The 22,494-nt window shown below is 39.8% G+C and carries 18 protein-coding genes; 5 read left to right on the top strand and 13 right to left on the bottom strand.

Going from position 1 to position 22,494, the window contains the following annotated elements; translation table 11 throughout:
- Positions 1–22: 22 nt before the first annotated feature.
- The 4 genes from K8P02_RS06065 to K8P02_RS06050 all read left to right on the top strand — a co-directional run bounded on the left by K8P02_RS06065 (position 23) and on the right by K8P02_RS06050 (position 5,471).
- Complete coding sequence (locus tag K8P02_RS06065) at positions 23–1,354, top strand: MATE family efflux transporter (protein WP_002562604.1); 1,332 nt, start codon at positions 23–25, stop codon at positions 1,352–1,354.
- Between the two features lie 77 nt (positions 1,355–1,431).
- On the top strand, positions 1,432–3,519 hold the full coding sequence (locus tag K8P02_RS06060) for a S9 family peptidase (protein WP_025867121.1): 2,088 nt from the start codon (positions 1,432–1,434) through the stop codon (positions 3,517–3,519).
- Between the two features lie 164 nt (positions 3,520–3,683).
- Complete coding sequence (locus K8P02_RS06055) at positions 3,684–4,931, top strand: hypothetical protein (protein WP_025867120.1); 1,248 nt, start codon at positions 3,684–3,686, stop codon at positions 4,929–4,931.
- Positions 4,932–5,294: 363 nt separating this feature from the next.
- Positions 5,295–5,471 carry a DUF6132 family protein gene (locus K8P02_RS06050; RefSeq protein ID WP_195350736.1) on the top strand — a complete coding sequence of 59 codons (177 nt, stop codon included), beginning with the start codon at positions 5,295–5,297 and terminating at the stop codon, positions 5,469–5,471.
- A 140-nt stretch (positions 5,472–5,611) separates the two neighbouring features.
- On the opposite strand, the gene K8P02_RS06045 is transcribed toward K8P02_RS06050, so the two are convergent.
- The 4 genes from K8P02_RS06045 to K8P02_RS06030 form a co-directional block, all read right to left on the bottom strand.
- Positions 5,612–6,118: a flavin reductase family protein gene (locus K8P02_RS06045; RefSeq protein WP_195350737.1), complete on the bottom strand. Its 507-nt coding sequence runs from the start codon at positions 6,116–6,118 to the stop codon at positions 5,612–5,614.
- Positions 6,119–6,193: 75 nt separating this feature from the next.
- Complete coding sequence (locus tag K8P02_RS06040) at positions 6,194–7,192, bottom strand: MBL fold metallo-hydrolase (protein WP_007485969.1); 999 nt, start codon at positions 7,190–7,192, stop codon at positions 6,194–6,196.
- A gap of 136 nt (positions 7,193–7,328) precedes the next feature.
- Positions 7,329–8,408, bottom strand: coding sequence for a PspC domain-containing protein (locus tag K8P02_RS06035; RefSeq protein ID WP_025867119.1), 1,080 nt, complete (start codon positions 8,406–8,408; stop codon positions 7,329–7,331).
- Between the two features lie 21 nt (positions 8,409–8,429).
- Entirely contained in the window at positions 8,430–8,756 is a 327-nt protein-coding gene (locus K8P02_RS06030) for a PadR family transcriptional regulator (RefSeq protein WP_025867118.1), read from the bottom strand.
- 272 nt (positions 8,757–9,028) lie between these two features.
- Here K8P02_RS06030 and K8P02_RS06025 point away from each other — a divergent pair, with 272 nt between their 5' ends.
- On the top strand, positions 9,029–9,526 hold the full coding sequence (locus K8P02_RS06025; protein WP_025867117.1) for a GNAT family N-acetyltransferase: 498 nt from the start codon (positions 9,029–9,031) through the stop codon (positions 9,524–9,526).
- Between the two features lie 117 nt (positions 9,527–9,643).
- Here the strand turns inward: K8P02_RS06025 and K8P02_RS06020 are convergent, their stop codons facing one another.
- The 9 genes from K8P02_RS06020 to K8P02_RS05980 all read right to left on the bottom strand — a co-directional run bounded on the left by K8P02_RS06020 (position 9,644) and on the right by K8P02_RS05980 (position 22,427).
- Positions 9,644–10,024 carry a T9SS type A sorting domain-containing protein gene (locus K8P02_RS06020; protein ID WP_223382119.1) on the bottom strand — a complete coding sequence of 127 codons (381 nt, stop codon included), beginning with the start codon at positions 10,022–10,024 and terminating at the stop codon, positions 9,644–9,646.
- Positions 10,025–10,061: 37 nt separating this feature from the next.
- Positions 10,062–11,369 carry an IS5 family transposase gene (locus K8P02_RS06015; protein ID WP_025868356.1) on the bottom strand — a complete coding sequence of 436 codons (1,308 nt, stop codon included), beginning with the start codon at positions 11,367–11,369 and terminating at the stop codon, positions 10,062–10,064.
- Complete coding sequence (locus K8P02_RS06010) at positions 11,366–12,280, bottom strand: DUF4957 domain-containing protein (RefSeq protein ID WP_223382117.1); 915 nt, start codon at positions 12,278–12,280, stop codon at positions 11,366–11,368. The genes K8P02_RS06015 and K8P02_RS06010 overlap by 4 nt, the downstream gene beginning before the upstream one ends.
- A gap of 68 nt (positions 12,281–12,348) precedes the next feature.
- Positions 12,349–13,926, bottom strand: a complete 1,578-nt coding sequence (locus K8P02_RS06005; RefSeq protein ID WP_195348763.1) for an FISUMP domain-containing protein — start codon at positions 13,924–13,926, stop codon at positions 12,349–12,351.
- Positions 13,927–13,955: 29 nt separating this feature from the next.
- Positions 13,956–15,224 (bottom strand): DUF4302 domain-containing protein, encoded by a 1,269-nt coding sequence (locus tag K8P02_RS06000; RefSeq protein ID WP_002562632.1) that lies wholly within the window; start codon positions 15,222–15,224, stop codon positions 13,956–13,958.
- 5 nt (positions 15,225–15,229) lie between these two features.
- Positions 15,230–16,087 carry a zinc-binding metallopeptidase gene (locus K8P02_RS05995; RefSeq protein WP_025867757.1) on the bottom strand — a complete coding sequence of 286 codons (858 nt, stop codon included), beginning with the start codon at positions 16,085–16,087 and terminating at the stop codon, positions 15,230–15,232.
- A gap of 12 nt (positions 16,088–16,099) precedes the next feature.
- Entirely contained in the window at positions 16,100–17,590 is a 1,491-nt protein-coding gene (locus K8P02_RS05990; protein WP_025867756.1) for a RagB/SusD family nutrient uptake outer membrane protein, read from the bottom strand.
- 18 nt (positions 17,591–17,608) lie between these two features.
- Entirely contained in the window at positions 17,609–21,220 is a 3,612-nt protein-coding gene (locus K8P02_RS05985) for a SusC/RagA family TonB-linked outer membrane protein (protein ID WP_025867755.1), read from the bottom strand.
- Between the two features lie 115 nt (positions 21,221–21,335).
- The gene (locus tag K8P02_RS05980; RefSeq protein WP_002562636.1) at positions 21,336–22,427 is read right to left on the bottom strand and encodes a FecR family protein; all 1,092 of its coding nucleotides are present in this window, start codon (positions 22,425–22,427) and stop codon (positions 21,336–21,338) included.
- Positions 22,428–22,494 lie beyond the last annotated feature (67 nt).

Raw genomic sequence — 22,494 nt, 5'->3', positions numbered from 1 at the left:
ACGACTATAAACAAACAAAGAGATGAAAACTAAATATACTTATAAGGAAATATGGATTATCTCCTACCCTATCCTCATCAGCCTTATCATGGAGCAGATGATAGGAATGACGGACACAGCTTTTTTAGGACGTGTCGGAGAGATTGAATTGGGTGCATCTGCCATTGCCGGAATCTATTACCTGGCTATCTTTATGATGGCATTCGGTTTCAGTATTGGAGCACAAATCATGATTGCCCGCCGCAACGGAGAACAACGGTACAACGAAATAGGTACTATCTTCTATCAGGGAATCTATTTCCTATTAGCATTAGCCGCCGTCATGTTTACCTTATCGATATGCTTTTCACCGCATATACTGAAGAACATTATCTCTTCACCAAACATCTATGAAGCCGCCGTCAGTTACATCAACTGGCGTGTATTCGGTTTCTTTTTCTCGTTCATAATGGTGATGTTCCGCGCTTATTTTGTAGGTACTACGCAGACAAAAACCCTAACCCTGAACTCCATTGTAATGGTACTGTCAAACGTTGTATTCAACTATATCCTGATCTTTGGTAAATTTGGTTTCCCGAAATTAGGTATTGCCGGAGCCGCCATTGGCTCATCACTGGCAGAATTGGTATCGGTATTGTTCTTCGTCATCTACACCTGGAAACGGATTGATTGCCGGAAGTATGCACTACACAAACTCCCGGCCTTTCAATCTAAAACACTGAAAGCTATATTAGGAGTGTCTTTCTGGACTATGATACAAAACCTGCTGTCCATGTCTACCTGGTTTATGTTCTTCCTCTTTGTAGAACATCTGGGCGAACGGGCACTGGCCATTACCAATATCATCCGCAATGTCTCAGGCATACCATTTATGATGACAATGGCATTTGCTTCTACCTGTGGTTCATTAGTCAGTAACCTGATCGGAGCCGGAGAAACACAATGTGTACAAGGTACCATTCGTCAGCATATCCGCATCGCATATGCTTTTGTATTACCACTGTTGATATTCTTTGCTCTGTTCCCCAACCTTGTACTGAGTATTTACACAGATATTCCGGAACTGCGGGAAGCCTCCATACCATCATTGTGGGTACTATGCACGGGTTATCTGATAATGATTCCGTGTAATGTATATTTCCAGTCCGTATCCGGAACCGGTAACACACGAACTGCATTAGTCATGGAAATGTGTGTGTTAGCTGTTTATATTGCATATATCACATACATCATCCTGTATCTGCGAGTAGACGTAGCTATCTGTTGGACCACAGAACATCTGTATGCCACTCTCACGTTAATACTATGCTGGTGGTATATAAAGAAAGGAAACTGGCAGAAAAAGAAAATATAATTCAATTTATCTGTCACCCAATCCATGAATAAAATTTAATCGTTATCTTCGCACATCTTAATTTAACTGAAAAAAATATGAGACAAGCCAAACTGTTAGTTATGTCAACAACAATGATGTTAGCAGCCTGCAGTGGAACAAAAGATGCAGGACAGAGCGCAGAAGCACTCATCGGCAAATCGGATATCAAGATTGAAGGAATGCGTATGACACCCGAAGCACTATGGGCCATGGGACGCATCGGTGAAGTATCCGTATCACCCGACAATCAGAAAATTGTGTATAGTGTAGCTTACTACAGTGTACCGGAAAACAAAAGTAACCGCGAACTTTTCACCATGAAAGCGGACGGAAGTGACAACAAACAGATCACTCATACCCCCTATCAGGAGAATGGAGCCATCTGGATTAAGGATGGAACTAAAATAGCTTTTCTAAGCAATGATAGCGGAAGCAGCCAGATTTATGAGATGAATCCGGACGGTAGCGGACGTAAACAACTTACCAATTATGACGGGGATATTGAAGGCTTCTCTATTTCGCCGGACGGAAAAAAGATTCTTTTTGTCTCACAAGTGAAAACAGTAAAAAGCACAGCTGATAAATATCCGGATCTGCCCAAAGCATCGGGTATCATCGTTACCGACCTGATGTATAAGCATTGGGATGAATGGGTAACAACTGCCCCACATCCGTTTGTAGCCGATTTTGACGGAAACTCAATCTCCAATATCGTTGATATCCTGGAGGACGAACCTTATGAAAGTCCGATGAAACCCTGGGGTGGTATGGAGCAACTGGCATGGAATCCTACTTCAGATAAGATAGCTTATACCTGCCGTAAAAAGACAGGATTAGAATACGCTGTTTCTACCAATTCGGATATTTATGTGTATGACCTGAAAACAAAGCAAACGACTAATATTACCGAAGAGAACAAAGGATATGATACCAATCCGCAGTATTCTCCGGATGGTAAATACATTGCCTGGCAGAGTATGGAACGCGACGGTTATGAAGCAGATCAGAACCGCCTTTTCGTAATGAACCTCGAAACAGGTGAAAAACGGTTTGTCAGTAAAACATTTGAATCAAACGTAGATGCTTTCATCTGGAGTGCAGATGCACAAACGATCTATTTCACCGGTGTATGGCATGGAGAAGTACAGATATATGCCCTCAACCTTGCTGATGATTCTATCAAACCGATCACCGAAGGAATGTATGACTATGATGCTCCTGCCCTTTTCGGAGATAAGCTAATTGCCAAACGTCATTCAATGAGTATGGGCGACGAAATTTATGCCATCTCTCTGGACGGAAAAACCACTCAACTGACACAGGAGAACCAACAGATCTACGACCAGCTTGAAATGGGTAAAGTAGAAGAACGTTGGATGAAGACTACAGACGGAAAACAGATGCTGACTTGGGTAATTTATCCCCCTAAGTTTGATCCGAACAAAAAATATCCAACCTTACTCTTCTGTGAAGGTGGGCCACAAAGCCCCGTTAGTCAGTTCTGGAGTTATCGCTGGAACTTCCAGATTATGGCAGCTAATGACTATATCATCGTTGCCCCGAATCGTCGCGGACTTCCCGGCTTTGGTAATGAATGGAACGAAGCTATCAGCGGCGATTATGGCGGCCAATGCATGAAAGATTATTTCACAGCAATCGATGAAATGACAAAAGAGCCGTTTGTTGATAAAGACCGTTTGGGCTGCGTAGGTGCCAGCTTCGGCGGCTTCTCTGTGTACTGGCTTGCCGGACATCATGATAAACGTTTTAAAGCATTTATTGCACACGACGGTATCTTCAACATGGAAATGCAGTATCTGGAAACAGAAGAAAAATGGTTTGCCAACTGGGATATGGGTGGCGCCTACTGGGAAAAACAAAATGCAACAGCGCAACGTACCTTTGCCAACTCTCCACATCTGTTCGTAGACAAATGGGATACCCCTATCCTTTGCATCCATGGAGAGAAAGACTACCGTATCCTTGCCAATCAGGCAATGGCTGCATTTGATGCTGCGGTAATGCGAGGTGTTCCTGCAGAATTACTGATCTATCCGGATGAAAACCATTGGGTACTCAAGCCACAGAATGGTATCTTGTGGCAACGTACATTCTTTGAATGGCTGGATAAATGGTTGAAATAAAGAACCAATCCGATAAATAGTAAAAGTCTCTTTGATTCATCAAAGGGACTTTTTTCATTTTATAAGAAAAAGAACGAGGAATGTGTTTAGCACTAACGTCGTGTCAGGTGTATTTATAATAGATATAATGAAACCCTCTGATTAACTTTACATAAAATAGAACTATGAAAACAATTCTTTTAAAACTACTTCTCATCTGGGCACCTGCTTTCCTACCTCTACTTTCTTATGCACAAAGTAATTATCGTCCCGGACTGATTATTACGATCCAAAACGATACTGTATATGGACAGATAGACTTCCGGACAGATAAGATGAATGCCAAACGATGTGTGTTTAAGCCAGAAAGGAGTTCGGATATTATAACCTATTATCCAAATGATATACAGGGATATAGATTCACGGATGACGGAAAATATTATATTTCATATACGATAGAACTAAAGCACAGTGAAGCACCTCAGCCTGTTTTTCTTGAATACCTTCTTCAAGGTATAAAAAGTCTGTATTATTATGAAACAGAGAACTATGAGTCTATCTACTTTGTAGAGAGTGGTGATAAATTGATAAAAGTAGATGCACCCAAGATCATTACTAAAAGAGAAAATGGCAGCCAATATACTGGTAATGTGAAACGCTATATTCCAATATTACAATATGCCTTTGGAGACTGCCCAGCTTTGGAACATAAAATCAGAAGAACATCATTTACTCATAAAGGCCTGATTGATATTGCAAAAGATTATCATTATGCAATGTGTACCAGCAATGAAGATTGCATTGAATTTGAGACTAAAGAAGACAAACACTCCCTAAGACTGTATGTGACTCCTTATGCCGGAATACAACAATACAGTTTCCCTTCAAGAGGCCCTTGGCATAATTTTAGTAAACCTGATTTATCCTATCTGTTTGGTGTAAACCTGGCATTGAACAGCCGACGTTGGATGAGCTCTTTAAGCGCATCTATGGATATTTCCATTTCTCATTTCAACAGTGTAGAGCAAAGATCTTATCAAACCTATAAGATGGTAGATGGCAGTATTTCTGAAACTTATCTTCATCATTATACCAGAAGTAGCTCACTAACATCACTCTCTGCAAAATTAGGTATCCGCTATACATATCCAAAAGGTAGAATACGTCCTTTTATAGAAGCCGGTGGAGCATTTGCAGGTATGATTGGCAGAAAGTTCGGTCCGGAACAGGAAGGAGATTATAGCTCTATAGCAGAAAACGTTGCAGAAGATACAGCTTTAGGATACTATGTCAATGCAGGCTTACAATTCAAACCGGTAAAGCATAGAGATCAATATATTGTATTGCGGGCACAGTTTGAAGCTGCTCACCATGCAGGTCTTGGCCTTCCACTCTACAATGCATGGTCGGGTGCTATAGGATATACTTTTTAATAATGACCTATTGAGGGTAAAGATTATTACTTATTCTTACTATGGTCTTTTACAATGACTTTACATACTCAGGAGACAAGCTATTCTCTTCTGTCAGAACTCCATTTTATAACTGATGAACGGAATTACACTATCAAAATAGAAATCAAGCAAGTTTATACACAACAAAGTTGATCCCTTTTTCTTAATTCTTATCAAATCCATGAATTATTAGCAAATAAATGTTACTACACAAATATTTTCCGAAGGAAATTTGTTTTAATAGAAAACAGTTAAACTGATTACATAACTATATGCTTCAAAACGAAGCTTTAATAAAAGAATAATATGATAAGAAATTTCTTTAAAAGCTAGTGGCTTACTTTGACAGGAATAGCAGTTGGTGCATTGGGTGGTTTTCTGTACTGGAAATTTGTAGGTTGTACTACCGGGAGTTGTCCTATCACATCCTCACCTGTCAATAGTGCTTTATGGGGGGCACTTATGGGTGGACTACTCCTAAGTTCTTTTAAAGTGACAACTAAAGAAAAAATAAAATAAAAAAAATGGCTAAAAGTGGAAAAGAAACAAGGAAAAATAAAAATAGGTTTCAGGTGATTTGATTATTCATTTCTTCTGAGAAGGATGCGGTTGAAAAGTTATATCAACTGCATCCTTCTCAGAAGAGTAACAGACCAGTATCAACGCATCCACACGCTCTCTATTTCAACCACATACATTTTGTGAAAACCGCCATGTACACCTCCATACCATTTATCAATCAGTTTCTTATCAAAGAAATTTTCAGGATCAATAGCATCCGCATAGAGCTTTTTACATTCTAAACTCAGACGGGACTGTTCAAAAAACACATTTCCTTGCTCTGTAAACAACGGCTTCAATCCGGTTTCTTTCACTTTATCTACTTCTCTACCTGACTTTGATCCGCAAACGGCATGAATCTTTTTATTTTCTTCTCCCAGAAAAGAGAGGGTGAGATAATCGCCTTTCTCAATAAACTCATACGTATATCGTTCGGGGCGAACAAAGACAAAAGCTACCGGTTTATTCCAAAGCCAACCAATACCTCCCCAACTGGCAGTCATGGTATTAAAACCATCTTTGTTACCGGCTGTCACCAACATCCACTCTTTGCCAATGGCTTCAAAAAAATTCTCCGAAAGCTCTTTTATTTCTACCTTTTTCATTGCTATTTCTATTTGTGCTTCCCGCACAGGGAGGTGCGACAAGCGATGTTATTTATGAAAATAATAATACAATCTTTACTTCTGTCTTTTCAACTTCACAACCTCTCCAAGTGCAGGAATAACCACATTGACCTTCCGTTTTTTTGCCTCAGCAGCAAATACCTGAGGAGGATCATGAAGTGGCTCGTCTGATAAATCAAATGTTCCGTAATGCATCGGGATAGTCAATCCGGCCTGCATCTCTTGTGAAGCCGTCAATGCTTCATGAGGGGAAATATGATTGGGACGCATAAACCAACGGGGCTTGTAAGCACCAATCCCCACTAAGGCATAATCGGGAGCACCGAAAAGTTCCGGTATCTCCGAAAAATGTTGTGAATATCCGGTATCACCACTATAATAAACAGACATACCATCTCCCTGAATCATAAATGCACCCCAAAGACGCTGTCCGCCATCACGCACCGAACGTTTGCTCCAATGCTGGGCAGGCAGAAAAGTGATTTTCAATCCTTCATCCATTATCTGCTGATACCATCCGGCCTCTACCATTTCAATCTCCGGAAACCAACTTTTTATCAACTCCCCGGTACCCAAGCCGCAGAAAAGTTTCATCTGAGGATTGCTCTTTAATAGACAGCCGACACTCTGTTTATCCAAATGATCAAAATGATCGTGACTAATCAACAGATAATCAATTCCGGTAAAAATGTCCGTATTGGCAGGAAACTGGCTTCTTCGACGTACAAAAGGAATACTCCCGAATACCGGGTCAAACATGATACGTTTCCCTGCCAGTTGCAGAAAAAAAGAATTATGCCCAAGCCATATCAATGAGTTTCCCGTAACTGCATCCAATGAACGAAGATAGTTTACTCTCGGTTCCCACTTAACGGTACGTTTCTCTTTCCGTTGCGGATTGGGAGACAAACGCCATTTCAACACACTGCCCATTCCGGGCCGAAAACGATGCTGCCGATTGAAGAACCGTCCTTTTACCATTGGATTTCCCCTCCAATAGGGGTTTATAGTGGCCAGACGCTCGTTACGTCTGAAACATATATGCTCACCCATATTTCTCTAAACCAAATAAGATATCACAAACTTAAATAAAAATCATTGACTTACAAATAGAACAAACAAAAAAATGTGCCCCGGACACACTAAACGGGGCACATTTTATAAAACTAACTAAATATTTAACAAATGCTTAGATTGAATGGATGCCATAAAGCGGAAATTGCCATCCCAAAGCAGAGAGATTTACCAGGAAAATAACCAGTCCGAGTATCCAGAGAACCAGTAAAGACCACTTCAGACCAGTTGCCATCGGTGGCCAACGGAATATCTGCCGAAGGATCGTATAAACGATACACGCCAACGGGATACCCATCAAAACCACACCTGCCAGACTGCCTGCCACCGTCATAAACGGAGAGATAGATACCAAAGGCGCCCAATCGACTGCTGGAAGCATTTCATACAGAACGGCTCCCCCACCAATGGCTGCCGCAATGGCAGCAATAACCAATGCCACAAAGACAATAGCAAGTACAAACAACACCGGACTGAAAACAATGGCCAACACTACCAGACAGGCTTTCAAAAAGAATCCTGCAACCGCAACAAACGCATCTCCCAGTTTTTGAAGAAAGGTACGCGGTTTATCTGAATGCATATAACTATTCACACCATTGGCTACTTTTTCAAAACCATCGGTCACTGTCTTTCCTATATTCTCAACAGTTACCGCTTCGCCACGCATACTAAGCTTCTCTGCCGCAGTACGGGCCTCCGGAATAACAAGCCAGCAAATGATATATACAGGAATTAATGTGCCATATCCACAAATAAGAATGACCAGTGCCAACAGGCGTAACAGGGTCGGATCCCATCCCAGATAGGCAGCCAGTCCACTCAATACTCCACCCAGCAACTTATCATCCGGATTACGATACAACCGGCGCCGGGTAGTATAAGTATAAGAAGCAGAATTATTTGTTGAAGTTTTCTTTTCTTCTTCATCGGTAGTTCCGAAATCCTCAGGCTTTCCCACACGAGCAATCACTTCTTCTACATCAGCAAGCGTAATCACCTGCGAACCTGCATTCAGCTTTTCTAAAAACAGTTCCGAAATACGGTTCTCAATATCATCTACTATTTCTTCGGCACCCTCTTGCTTACGAAAATGAAGTTTGAGGTTGCACAAATAGTTGTCCAGCAATCGGTAGGCATCCTCATCTATATGGAAGACAGTTCCACCTAAATTTACAGTCAATGTCTTTTTCATTGTTATTTCTTTTTAATCGGATTATCTGTTAGCTATATGATTCACAGTTTCATTAAGTTCTTTCCAGGAAGTTTCCAGCTCTCCGAGAAATTTCTCTCCTTTCTCTGTCAGTTTATAATATTTGCGTGGAGGTCCTTGTGTAGATTCTATCCATTCGTAACTTAGTAAATCATCATTCTTCAACCGGGTAAGCAATGGATACAATGTACCCTCCACTACAATCAGCCGGGCTTCTTTCAACTTCTGGATAATGTCCGAAGCATAAGCAGGCTCTTTATGCAATAACAGCATGATGCAGTACTCCAACATCCCTTTCCGCATCTGCGACTTTACATTATCTACATTCATAAGCTTCTTTTTTAGTTTGACGAAACAAATATATGCATTACTTTAGTACTATGCAATGCAAAGTACTATAAATTAATATTAATTAGGCCATTAACAGTTGTACACCTTATTATATATTCGTTCATCCCAAAGTACGTATTTAAGTCTCTGTTAAAATACTATTTAAGTCTGTCTTAAAATAGATATTAACTCACATTTAAATACGTACTTTTGCAATCATACTTATTTATCTCTTATATTTGCGTTTTATAAAACCAAAATACAATACATATATGTTTACTATCAGAAAAGCTACAACAGCAGATTGCGGGTTGATCCACGACATGGCTTCCATCGTATTCCCCGCCACTTATAAAGAGATCATTTCAGCAGAACAAATGGTGTTCATGATGGACTGGATGTACTCTCACGATAATATCCGCAAGCAAATGGAAGAAGAAGGACACGTCTACTTCATTGCCTACAAGGGAGAAGAACCTTGTGGATACGTATCTGTACAGCCTCAGGAGGAAAATATATTTCATTTACAAAAGATATACGTGCTCCCCTCTTTTCAAGGACAGCATTTGGGTAGCTTTCTTTTCCGTGAAGCGATAAAATACATTAAGGAAGTACATCCCGCCCCTTGCCTGATGGAACTGAATGTAAACCGCAGCAACAAAGCATTGCAATTTTATGAACGGATGGGAATGAGAAAGCTGCGTGAAGGAGATTTCCCGATTGGAAACGGATATTATATGAATGATTACATCATGGGATTAGAAATATAACAAGACTAACCGCCCAATAACAAGATATGAAATGCCCCTTTACATTATTTATTATGCATGATAACAATATATGTAAAGGGGCATTTGCTCTAACGTAAAGTAAAACTTGAGAGAGGATTATTTTTTAATGAATTTCTTTATGCTTGTCTTGCCATCTTTGGTAGCAACCTTAACCAGATAAATTCCCTTATTAAGAGAAGCTATTGACAGATTATTCACATCTCTTTGTTCCATCACAGGAGTGCCCGAAATGGCATAAACTGTTATGTCGGATATTTCTTCAGAAACAACTTCAGAATCGGTAATATAAAAATCAGAAGTCAGATTTTCCTGCATAATTCCGGTAATAGCACCATTCAAACTAAAATAAGAAGAACCGATACCTTTTATAGTAGCAGGAGTGGTAGTGATTGCTTTCTTATCATAATCAACGGTTAACGCTGTTGCAGTCAACGGCATGGTATAAAGCTCGGTAGCCGGATTTGCAAGAGCATACACATTTACTTTATAGCTCAGACTATTAGTTAGTCGTCCCTTAAAAAGTATATTTCAGCGAAAGATTCTCTTTTATGAGTGTTTCGCTGATTTTTTCCAATAGCCACATAAGAACCTTCATGGCTCTTTTGAAGTTATATGCAGCCGCTGCTAATATAACATTGATAGCATCTCCCACTAATCCTTTATAAAAGTTTCGTCCTAGACGATAATCAGCCTTTAGATGTCCGATAGTTGGTTCTATTCCTGCCCGCTTGCAAAATAACTTATGTTTCTTTTTCCGTTGGTAGTATGTATCTTTAGCTCTTGGCGCATTGGGAATAAGTATTTGTGTCCCGTCTATTTCTTTCCTACCCCGATAACCCCTGTCTCCGGCTAATCGTCTGATGCTTTTACCCGTCAACCTGCGTACTTGCTCCAGACTCTTTTGGATCGTATGCCCATCGTATTCATTGCGGAAAGAGCTGGCACCAAGTATGACGCCCGTGGCAGAGCGTATGATGGAGACTTTGTTCCCGAACTCGTATTTCTTTTGTTCTTTGCCTTTACTGATGCACTGAACCTCAGGTTCATGAATTGAATAAATCTTATGGGAGGAGTTACGGCGTTGTAAGAGTATCTTCTTAAAGATGGATAGCAATTCATCATGTTGACGATTCTGCCCTAAGTTACGCTCCAGTTCTCTGACCAGACGCCCGGCAATCGTGCGTAAACGTTTATCGGCTTTTATGGCTTTCCTCCGGTTCTTGGGATGATTACGAAAACGTTGATCCCGATAAATACCTTTCAAAACAAAGGTGTATGATTGCCGCATGGGAAGATTGAGTTCTTTTACAATTTTCAATACTTTACCAATTATCTTTTTGTGCAATTTTGCATCTGTGGGATAAGTCACATTCTTTTCCTGTACGGTAGAGTCTATAAAGGCGGTGGCATGATGGTCATCATCACTCTTGTCATCATTCACACGGATGCTTTCAGAAAGAATAAGTTCCATGCCTTTCTCACCTATCCGTTTGCGAAAATGCACAAGCTCGGATGAGGCGCAAGGGAAAGAGGGCACAAACTCATGCATACCGCAGAAGTACTGAAAATAGGCGTTCTCACTCCATTGTTCAACTACAGACTCATCAGAGATGTTGCGCAGATGTTTGAGAATCAGCAAGCCACACATTAAACGGATCGGTTTAGCCGGACGGCCATTGTCTGAGCAGTAAAGAGGCGTGAAGGAGTTTTCAAATACGCACCAGTTTATCTTGTGAGAGAGTTTATACAAAGGATGTTGCTGGTTTAGTAAATCATCCAGGGATGAGAACAGAGACGGAGAAGATGGAGTTGTATTTATCATAAAAATCTGCAAGTTTCAATACCCAAAGATACGAAAACTTGCAGATTTACAATAGAAGTTTGATAATTATATTGTTGAATATCAGATAATAAAATACTTTTTAAGGGACGACTAGTTATGGTAAACTTACCGGTTGTAGCTCTCAACCGGACTGACTTAAATGAGAAAGCTTTATTTGTATATGATCCGCTAATCAGACAATCTTTCAATGTATATTTGGAAGAAGCATTTGCTGCAAAATTAATGATATCTTTACTACCAGCAAATCCGGCATCAGCATCACCACAATCTATAAAGCTAACTTTCTCCATAGAAAAATCAATCGGAGTGGTTGCATCATTAGAATAATAACCACCACCCTGACATCTGTAAAAAGTAACATTATAAAAAGTAGCTTTACTAACTTTTGCTTTTTGAAGCATTATAGCTGCATTGGCAGGATTGCCGGTATTCAAGTCATGTACTACAGTATTCTTAACCGAGATTGTTGGAATTTCTGTTTCTCCCAATGCTTTAAGGAAACAAATTGTATAATCATAAACTTCGCAATCTTCAACTGTCAAAGAAGATACTTTAGCAACATTAGCCGGAATATTCACTAATATCTTAGAAGGAGTCTTTTCTTCCGATGAACAAAATGCAATAATCCCCTTTATAGAGAAATTAATATCACTTTCTATGGAAAACAGTACATTATCCATTTTGACTCTTCCGCTTTTTGCTGATATATTCACATCTTTAGTCAATGTAATACTACTCAATGTAGCATTTTCCAAGTCAGCAGCAACCACAACATCACCCCCCGCCTCTACTGCGGCTTTAAAATCAGCAAATGTAGAAACTTCAACAGCATTCAGTCTCAAACCACCTATTAATAACAGGCAAAGAATAAAAGTAATCTTTTGTTTCATAATCATTATATTTTAGTTTAGTTATTAATATGCTCCCTTCATACAATGTGAAGGGAGCCCCTGTATATTTATCTTTTAATGCAACGAACAGACATGCCAAACACTTTACCCAAAGGTCCTTGGGTACTATTATCCGTATTATAAGCTGCTCTCATTACATAGACGCTATTTCTACTAAACGGATCTTCTCCCGAATATTCAGTAGTACTCCAAAAGTAGGCTTCATAGCCAAATCTGTCAAATGAATAGGTAAAGTCTGAAGTATCCAACGTTCTCCAGCCTGCCGGTTGCATAGAAAAGCCGGTCTGATTATTGGACACAACACTTGTAGAAGCCTGCCAATACCCATCGGTTGCTTTTAAATAAGCAGTACATTTAATGGCTTTAGTAGGATCGGCACCCGGAACAATATAAGTTTTCAGAGATAAGAAATCCTGCTGAGTAGGTATATCCCATCCTTCCGGAGCAAGTTTATTACTGTTCACAACTGCATTCCAATTATACAAAGCTCCAAATACCTCTTTGTAATTCGTCGGATCATTGTTTACATAACAGAAAGCTCCCTCCGTATCATTTTTCCAATCCGCGCCACTCGTTATTTTATTAATCGGAGATCCATTGCTATATCTTTCGCATTTAAAATTATCTGCAATCCAATACTGGGTACCAATTTTAACAACACGATATTTGTTATAATCTAAATCAACCAATATATCTGCCTTAGCACTCGTGTTTCTCTGTAGTTTAGAAGCAGAAGTCGCTACCAGCTTATCTTTTTCAAGATATACTTTTTGTAAAGGACTTCCAGCTGTTCCGGCTGTATAAGTACAACTGTTTTTAGCAATATCCCACACTACATTGCCACCGTCTTTCACAGCAAGCCCCTTAGTCAAGTCAATCTTTCCGGAAACAACCGGATATACCACAACCATTTGTTCGGAGACAGTACTTGTTTTAATAAACTCTTTGCATACCTCAGCAATCTGTACATCACCATACATTATTTTCTGTACGTAGCTGGCCGAAAAATCAGCAGGTACATCAATAGCATATGCCATACCCGTATTGCTCTGGGTTACAGTGATATCCTTGCTCAAAGAGCCGGCTTTGACAGTAATAACAGCAGATCTGGGTTCACCATCCGTATATTCATCTGCCGAAACGGATAATACATCTCCATTGCGAGATACATTACACCACGTTTTATCAACATTGTAAGTCCATGAATCTGTATTCGTCGTTATGGTTACATTCACAGCTTCTCCACTGGCATCCAGTTCCACTTTATCCGGCACAAATGATAATGCTTCATTGGCAGCTGCTTGCTCCACCACAATATTTTTTGTGATATTACCTGCATATACGGTGACCGTTGTCGTACGTGGCTGTACTTTCAAATTATCGTCCACCTCAATAATCAGTAAAGCACCTTCAAACCTCAAACTACACCAATCGTCTTTTTCCGGACGTACCGCTTTCCAGGTAGCCTGATTAGTACTTACAGTTATTATTTCTTCATCAGCCGGAGCTGTAAAGTTCACTGTTTCTTTCGAAACAGACAGTGAAGGTTCGTCCTCCTTCGAACAACTAACGAATGAGACAAGCAGTAACAGCATTACGCCTACCCATTTAAATTCCTTTTTCATAAAAATCTCATTTAGTTTATATCTGTAATTTATTTGTTCACTTTCTCAAACTCCATCCAAACCCAGTTCTTCTTAGTGTTTACCAGATAGAGTTTATTGTCCTTCAATACCACAGAGTGTCCGGTTGAATCAAAAAAGTAAGAGTACATCTGAATACCAATGATATTATCGTAGATATTGATTACCTCATCTCCGATCCACCCTTCCGGTTCATCCTTCCCATATCTCACAAAGACAGCAATGTCATCTCTCTGCTTTTTTATCTCTTTGGCCAATACAGTTTGAGGTGCATCTTTACCATCAATACTAAGCAATACGGAGAAACCTGTTTTACCGTCTACATCCATAGTCAGCTGGGCACCGGCATAGTTCGGATATTTATATTTGTATAATTCAACCCAACCCTGAACATCATAACTTCCTCCGATCAGCCTGTAAGTATTTCCGGCAGCCTGTTGTAAAGTAGGATATACAATTAATGGAGTTTTGGACGTCATCAATGTATCCGTATTCTCGGCTACAAACCTGGCCTTGGCATTGTTCCATACGAAATGCTGAATACTCTTACTATTAACCGTCACCGGAGCAGTTAAATCAAATCCTGTATCTGTAAAGGTGAAAGCAGCAGATGATGTCTTTACCGTTTCTCCCTGCATTTCCTTAAATACCAGTTCTTTCTTATCATCTGATAGCGTCACATCTGCCGTAGCTGCCGTAGGAGACTTCAGACAATGAAAAAATGAATTATTAGAGATCGAGGCAATATCCATTTCACGGATAAGGCGAATCTTATGTTGTTCTCCCGCACCTACTTTCTTAAATACCACCCGGTCCTGATTTTTACGTCCTTTGCAAACCAGAGAGTCCTGCGTCAATTCCATAATAATAAACTCAAAGTCACCTTTATACCCCTCACCCAAAGGAGTAGTAGAAGGATCGGCATAAGTATGGATCACCGAATAGGTATCAAATGACAGCATCGGTCCTTCACCCGAATTGAGATTATAGGTGGTAGTAGATTCATCTTCATAGTTGGACCACATATAAACCCTGTCTTTACCCGTAAACTTCATGATGAAGCTAACGTAAGAAACAGCATTAGCCGGTTGATAATCCAGTCGCCAGCCATTAGGAGCTGTTTGCAGTATATCATCGCATTGCTTTAAGAAAGTCTTCATTCTTTCACTCGCCGATTGTGCAAACACATCATCCACTTCATTTTTGCATGAAGTGAAGAATAGAGCCATGAAAAATAGCATCCATATTCCTCTATTCAGATATTTAGTCAATTTTCTCATAATTCCTAATAATCTCCTAATACCACATTCTTTATTACTTCATCCATTTTCGCCTGGAAATGATACAAATCAATGTCCCATACATCCTTTAGATACCCCACCACAATTGCCTCTTTTTTGCGTAAAGCAGAACGGGCATCTTCACTTTTGATCGTATTGATCATTATATCCCAGTCTCTTTTATTATTTGTCAGCATAGTAGCTATCATTTCCACAAAGTCTTCATCGGGTGCAGACATGGCGTAATTTGTTATAAATCCTCTTTCCTGAGCATATTCATTGGAACGCAGATACCAACTGGAAGAATATCCGGTCGTTATAGTACGATAATCCCGGCTATAAGCTACTTGCTGATGCATTATATGGGCAAATTCATGGTGCATCACATGAATAAACCTCTTCAACTTCGTGACATTCTGCGGACTAAAGCTGTTTATTTCATACAATACCATTTTACGCCCTCCCTCTGCAGTACCTTGCGTCACCGTTTCGTCGGGATTGTAACTTGCACTTCCTATCAATAATATTTGTTTCGGTATCAATCCTTTAAGAAAATTGCTACCTACTTCTTCCACATAAGGATCGACCCAGACAGTTTTTAAAATTTCAAGGAAAGGTTCTACCTTCTCTTCCTCCGGTGGAACCAGATTCTTGGCAACATCCGTCTCACTATCTTTCCAGCGATAAATCACTTCGACATTGTAGGGTTTCGTATAATTTTTATAGATATACAAATCCGTAGGAGTCAAATCTTTGAGATTGAACTCAGGAATTTCAATACCTGATTCTCCCAAATCTTCCGAGCATGAGTGAAACAGTCCCACACTCAATGCACAAACCAATAGCATCAATACTTTTTTCATAATCATATGTATTTATCTGGGATTAGGTGTTAAACCATAGGCAATAGCATCACTCGGTACCTGAACGGCTCTACGAAGATCGCGTTTGACCAACACATCCTTTTGACTGGGCATACCATATGGATAATGAACGATTTCTATACCAAACCGCTTCACATCAAACCACCGCATGCCTTCCATCACAAACTCCACCCGGCGAAGTTCTACGGCACATTGCACAAATGCTGCCTGCTCCGTATCCATCTCATAGAAAGGATTCAGTGGGGCATAATCCGCATAGAACTTTGTTATATCTTCGGCTTTTACGTTTTTAGAAACATCATAAGACAAAGTCCGTTTGCTATAAAAAGCATTGATGTCTGCCAAAGCTTCCGTATACCTTTTCTTCATGGCATAAGCCTCTATACGGTTAAGCAGCACTTCATCTTTAGTAAGAATGGGAATCATGGCATACAAATAACCAGTCGTTGCATTGATGCCTATCTGTTGGAAATACTCCTTCCATTTGAGCATGGTAATCGGATCACCTTTATCTGCCTGCCACTTCTCAAGTACATACGCCCAGGGCAAGCCAATCGCATTTACCTTGGCACTACGAAACAGCTTCGACTCCAAAGAACTGTTAAAGCCATATCTATAAAACTCCTGGTAACGGGCAATCTTTGTCAAAGATGAAGCCAACAGTAAAATAGAGGGCTGCTCGGCAGATGTATACTCTTTCTCACGAACGGAAGTAGACAGTTGTCCATGAGTGATCCAGTCACGCAACTGAGAAGCAACATCTCCTGTACCAAAAACAGCATTAGCATGTTCGATCACCTTGTCCCAATTACCTTTATACAGATAGAAACGACTGGCAAAAGCATGTGCGGCAGCCTTCGTAAAGTGGTATTTAGGAACGGTATAAGTGTGATCCTGGATCAGAGAAAGCCCTTCTTTCAAATCCTGTTCTATCAATTCGTACACTTTTGCTACACTCTCCCTCTTGTAGTCTTTCAACACCACAGTCTCGGGTTCAGTAACGTATGGAACACCCAAATCTTTATCGGCTGTTGCCGGATCATAATGTTGAGCAAAAATATTCACCAGCATAAAATGGCAATAAGCCCTTGCCACCAAAGCTTCACCACGCTGGGCCTGCGTATCCATTCCACCCAGTTTATCCAAAGCTTCCAAAGCATGATTGGCAGCAGCAATTGCTTCATAACATGAACTCCAATAGCCTGTAGGGGAATCCTGTAAGGTATACGAAACATCTTTCCACTTAAAAGACTCCTCAACAGCTCTGTCCGACTGAATGGCCACTCCTTTATCTTCGGCGTTGTCACTCATGGCCTCACAGAATTCAACATAAGCTCGGTTAGGATATGCCGAGACCAATAGTTCGGATATAGTTTTGGCATTATCCAGTTCTGTTCTATTATCAGGCACTTTATCCAGAAAATCATTGCATCCGGACAAAAGAACCGCAGCTGAGATAAATATATAATATCGTACTTTCATATCTTGATTTTATCATGGTTAGAAACTTGTTCGCACAGACAAAGTAAATTGTCTCGGAGTAGGCATTGCCACACCACCCGAACGGAAAAATTCAGGATCCTGTCCGTTTAACTTTTTATCAGAATAAATCAGCCACAGGTTGGAAGCAACGCAACGTAACTGCAAATTATTCATCCCGACCGCCTTCATCCAGTTTCCTTTGAAATCATAAGAAAGAGAAATCTCTTTCAAACGAATAAAAGAGCCGTTGGCAACCCGTGCATCCGAATAATTATAAGCGTTATAAGCCACATTGAGATTCTCTATATTAGAGACCTGCCTTTTCGAAGGAATACCCGGTACGTCGGTATATTTCTCATTTCCAGCCTGCATCCATCTGTTTTTCATTTCTTTCGGCATAGCACTCATATCCGAATATACAGCAGAGAACTCCGGATACAGACGAATTACATTGCCAAACTGATAAGTGAAATACACGTTCATCTTCCAATTCTTGTACATAAAACCATTGTCAAATCCACCGGTAACTTTCGGATCAATAGAACCTTCATATTTCAGATGGCCGATATTATTATTTTCCTGAAAATTAATATCAGTGGAAGTCAATTCTCCGTCCTCATTGATGAAGGTGGGAAATCCGTTGCTATCCAATCCTTTGAACTGATACGAAAACAATCCTCTCACAGGATAGCCTTGCAAAGGACCGCCTTCTTCTTTCACCAGGTCGATAACTCTGGGCATTGATTTTAAATTCGTAATCTCATTATGGTTGAATGAGAAAGTCAGATTAGAAGTCCAGTTGAAATTCTTCGTAACGATATTCTTTGTATTTAATGTAAATTCCACACCGCGGGACTTCATATCTGCATAGTTTGCAGCTTTCATAGCCTCTCCCCCGATTCCGGATGTACGCATATAACCAATCAGATCGAACCCATTCCGGAAATAAACATCTGCACTTAGACTTATCCGGTTACGCAGAAACCCCATATCAACACCGACATTCGTTTCATATTGTTTTTCCCAAGTAAGTTCAGAGTTTTGCAATGAACTAATTAATACCTGATTTTCTCTGTTTCCTTGCGTATCACGAAAAGTCACCTGATTTCTGAAAATAGCCAAAGCATTGCTGGCCGGTCCCATACTGGCAGTCAATCCGTAGGTGGCTCTCAAGGTCAATGCCGAAAAAAGAGTCTGGGTTTTCATGAAACTTTCTTCCAAAGCATTCCATGAACCACTAACATTCCAGGTAGGCAACCAACGGGAGTCACGTGCACGCCCCAAACGGTTCGAACCATCATAACGTCCGGTCAAATTCAAAGTATATTTCCCATTATACGAGAAACTGGCAGTTCCAAAGAAAGCTACAAAACGGTCATAATTTTCTTCCATTCCATAATAATCAAAACCTCCTACCAATATCTGTTGCAAGATGCGATAATCAACAGAAGGAACGCCTCCCTTATCCCATTGATATCCGTAACCATTATTAAAACCGCTTTTACGGTCAGCAGACTTTATCTCCTGGCCAACCATCAAATTAAAAGGGTGCTTCCCAAACAACATTTTATTATAATTGGCCGTTGCCCGGAAGTAGTAACTCAGCATTGTATTATTAGTCGTATTATAAAAACCGCCTTCGGGCATTACCACCTCAGGAAGAGCATCCGGGTTATCCGGGTCTTTATAAAGGAACTTATTTTTATCACGAATAGTAGCATCATCTGCTGCACGATAGGCCATTGCCATATTAGAATTACCGTATATTTTATGTTCCTGTGTAGACTTTACATACCTTATTGCGCCCAAAGCATTCAACTCTAAAGTCTTAAAAGGCTTATAATTCAGTTCCATTTGCAGTTTCAGATCCATCATATCCATATCAATGAAATTGGAATTCATTTCATTCAGAATACTAAAAGGGGCATAGTTCATCCGATAGTATTCAGGATCTCCGTTAGCCGTATAAGCCGACATTGTTCTACTCGTATTCAATGCATAACTGAAAGGATTGATATCAAAATCACGTGTATACTCTCCATTCACAGCATCCATATCGCGGTCCATGGTTCCCGGTACCCTCTGATTACGAATTGATCCGCTGGTATTTACTCCGAAAGTCAGGTATTTATTCAAATCGAATGAAGCATTCATATTGGCAGTATAGCGATTTACCTTATCTGCATCTGTCCAACCCGGATCATTATAGAAACTGAGAGAAGTATAGAAACGGGAACGTTCATTTCCCGATGAAATACTTAGTGAATGATTACTTTGAAGAGTCGGCTTAAACAAAACACTAAACCAATCTGTATTACGCATCTCTGCTGACTGCAAAAAGCGCGAACGGGACTGAGGCGTATTCATCAACCCGAACTGTCCGTTAGTCTTATCAAACTGGTTAATAAGATCATACATCTGAAAAAATACGCCTCCATTCTCAGCCCGTGAAATTGTAGCATGATCCAGCCAACCTTTCTGCTCCATATCCAAATAGACAGACATCTGATCTTTTGAATTCATAATATTATATTGCGAGTACGAAGGACGGGTGCGCATGGTAAACTCTCCTGTATAGCTAATGGATGCAGTACCTTTCTTACCTTTCTTTGTAGTTACAACAATCACCCCGTTCATAGCACGCGCTCCATAAAGAGCTGTAGCCGAAGCGTCTTTCAATATCTGGAAACTTTCAATATCGTCAGCATTCAATCCGGCAACGGCCGAACTGATAAGAGTAGCTGCATTTCCGGAAGACAAATCATCCGGAGAAACTTCTACCACATCTTCAAGGACTACCCCGTCAACCACCCACAAAGGACTTTGATTGCCATATATGGAAGATGCACCACGAACGCGTATCTTCGGAGCAGCACCAAAGGTACCGGATACAGATTGTACCTGTACTCCTGCCGTCTTTCCCTGTAGCATCTTACTAATGTCAGTTACTCCGTCCACCTTTGCTTTATCACCCGAAATACGATCAGCAGCTCCTGTAAAAAGCCTGCGGTCTATCTTCTGGTATCCGGTAACAACAACTTCATCCAGTTCCTGAGAATCCGAAAGCAATACTATTTTAGTAAAACCGGGAGCTATATTGAGTTCCTGAGTTTTCATTCCGACATACGAAACAATAAACCTTTTGGCATTATCAGGAACATCTAACTGAAATTTCCCATCAAAATCTGTAATTGTACCCGTAGAGGTACTTCCTTCTATCTGTATTGTCACGCCTGGCAATGCCTCTCCGCTCTCATCAGTAACCAATCCGGTTATATTTTTGACTTTCTGCTTCGGCTTTTCTACATTGGTTTTATGCTTAAAAATTTGTATACGCTTATTTTTAACTTCAAAATTCAGATTCTGACCGTCTAAAATAATCTTCAAAGCATCTTCAATGCTTTTATTCTCCAACTGTACAGTGACAATTTTAGATAATTCTACATCATTGACATTGAACCACAATGAAAACTTTGTATCATTTTTCAACTGTTCCAGTGCTTCTTTGACTGTAACATTTTTAAGATTCAGAGATAGTGTAACATCCTGAGCCAATAAATTCTTACTACATAATAAAACTATTAAAATAGTACTAATTTTCAGGATGTTATTCAACTTATTTTCATACATTTGTAACATCTTTATATATTAAACAATATGTTTTTATATGCTGAGACTGGAGTCGGGAGTGCGCCAACAGAACCCGACTCTTTGTTTTTATATCTTATTCCTCATAGATTCCCTCCTATTTTCTTGATATTACAATTTTATTATTATCGACAACATAGCGTAAATTGTTGCTTTCCGCCATCATTTTTAAAATATCATACAATGTTTCTTCATTTCTAAAATCTCCGTAGAATTTTTCGGACTTTAGCTTTTCATCTTTTATCTCAATCTGTACATTAAAGACTCTTTCCAGATCGCGAACAATCTGAATAAGAGATTCCTCATCAAAAAATAAAGTATTCCGTAGAGTAATATTCGGATTTTCCGTCTTCGCCAAAGCCTTATCTACATTCATTTGCTTTTCATCAATAGGTTCTTCTTTAGGTAAAGTCCACATAGCAAACAGATCGGCTTTTACATTTTTCACTTTCATATCCTTTTTTGCCTTATCGAAAATAGCCTGCTGATTAGGAACCAGATGAACTTCCTGTTTCTTATCCTCAATTCCTACATTCAAACTTCCCTCAACAAGAGTCACTTTAGCACTTTCATCATCTGAATAGGACTTAAAATTGAATTTGGTACCCAATACTTCCACCTGCACCTTTCCCGAAAAGACTTTGAATGGCAAATTCCGATTTTTGGTTACTTCAAAATAACCTTCACCGCTTAGTTTTACATCACGATTATTTTTTCCAAAATTATTTTCATACGAAAGAATACTCCCTGAGTTTAACCAGACGGTTGTACCATCCGGTAAAACAATTTTTGATTTAGAACCAAACGGAATTTCTATCGTTTGTGTTAGCTGAGTCTGAATATAGTGACTTTGAAAGAAATAAAAGGCAGTAGCTCCCAAGCCAAAAACAAGTAATAAAATAGCTGCATAACGCAAAGTTCTATACAGAGAGAGTGTACGATGCTTTCTGCTTATAGTTCCTATTCTGACCACAAAGCGCTTATAGGCAGACTCCACCGAAGGCCTAAAACGCTTTTTGCTATTCAGAACATGCAGATATTTTTTTAAAATACAATACTCCTCATACTGTTTCTTATTTTCCGGACTGGCATTATACCATTGCCGTAAATAAGTATACTCTTCAGAAGACAAAAGCCCTGAAAGTTGCTTATCAATAAGTTCTTCAATTATATTATTATTTTCACCCATATTAAGTCCTTTTAATAGGGAGACGAGATTTTTAAGATGTAGGGGTAGTGAAATTCTAAAAAATCTT

The organism is Bacteroides nordii (assembly GCF_019930665.1).
GTDB lineage: Bacteria > Bacteroidota > Bacteroidia > Bacteroidales > Bacteroidaceae > Bacteroides > Bacteroides nordii.
Note: the sequence above shows the minus strand (reverse complement) of the source record. Positions and strands in the feature narration are given on the sequence as shown.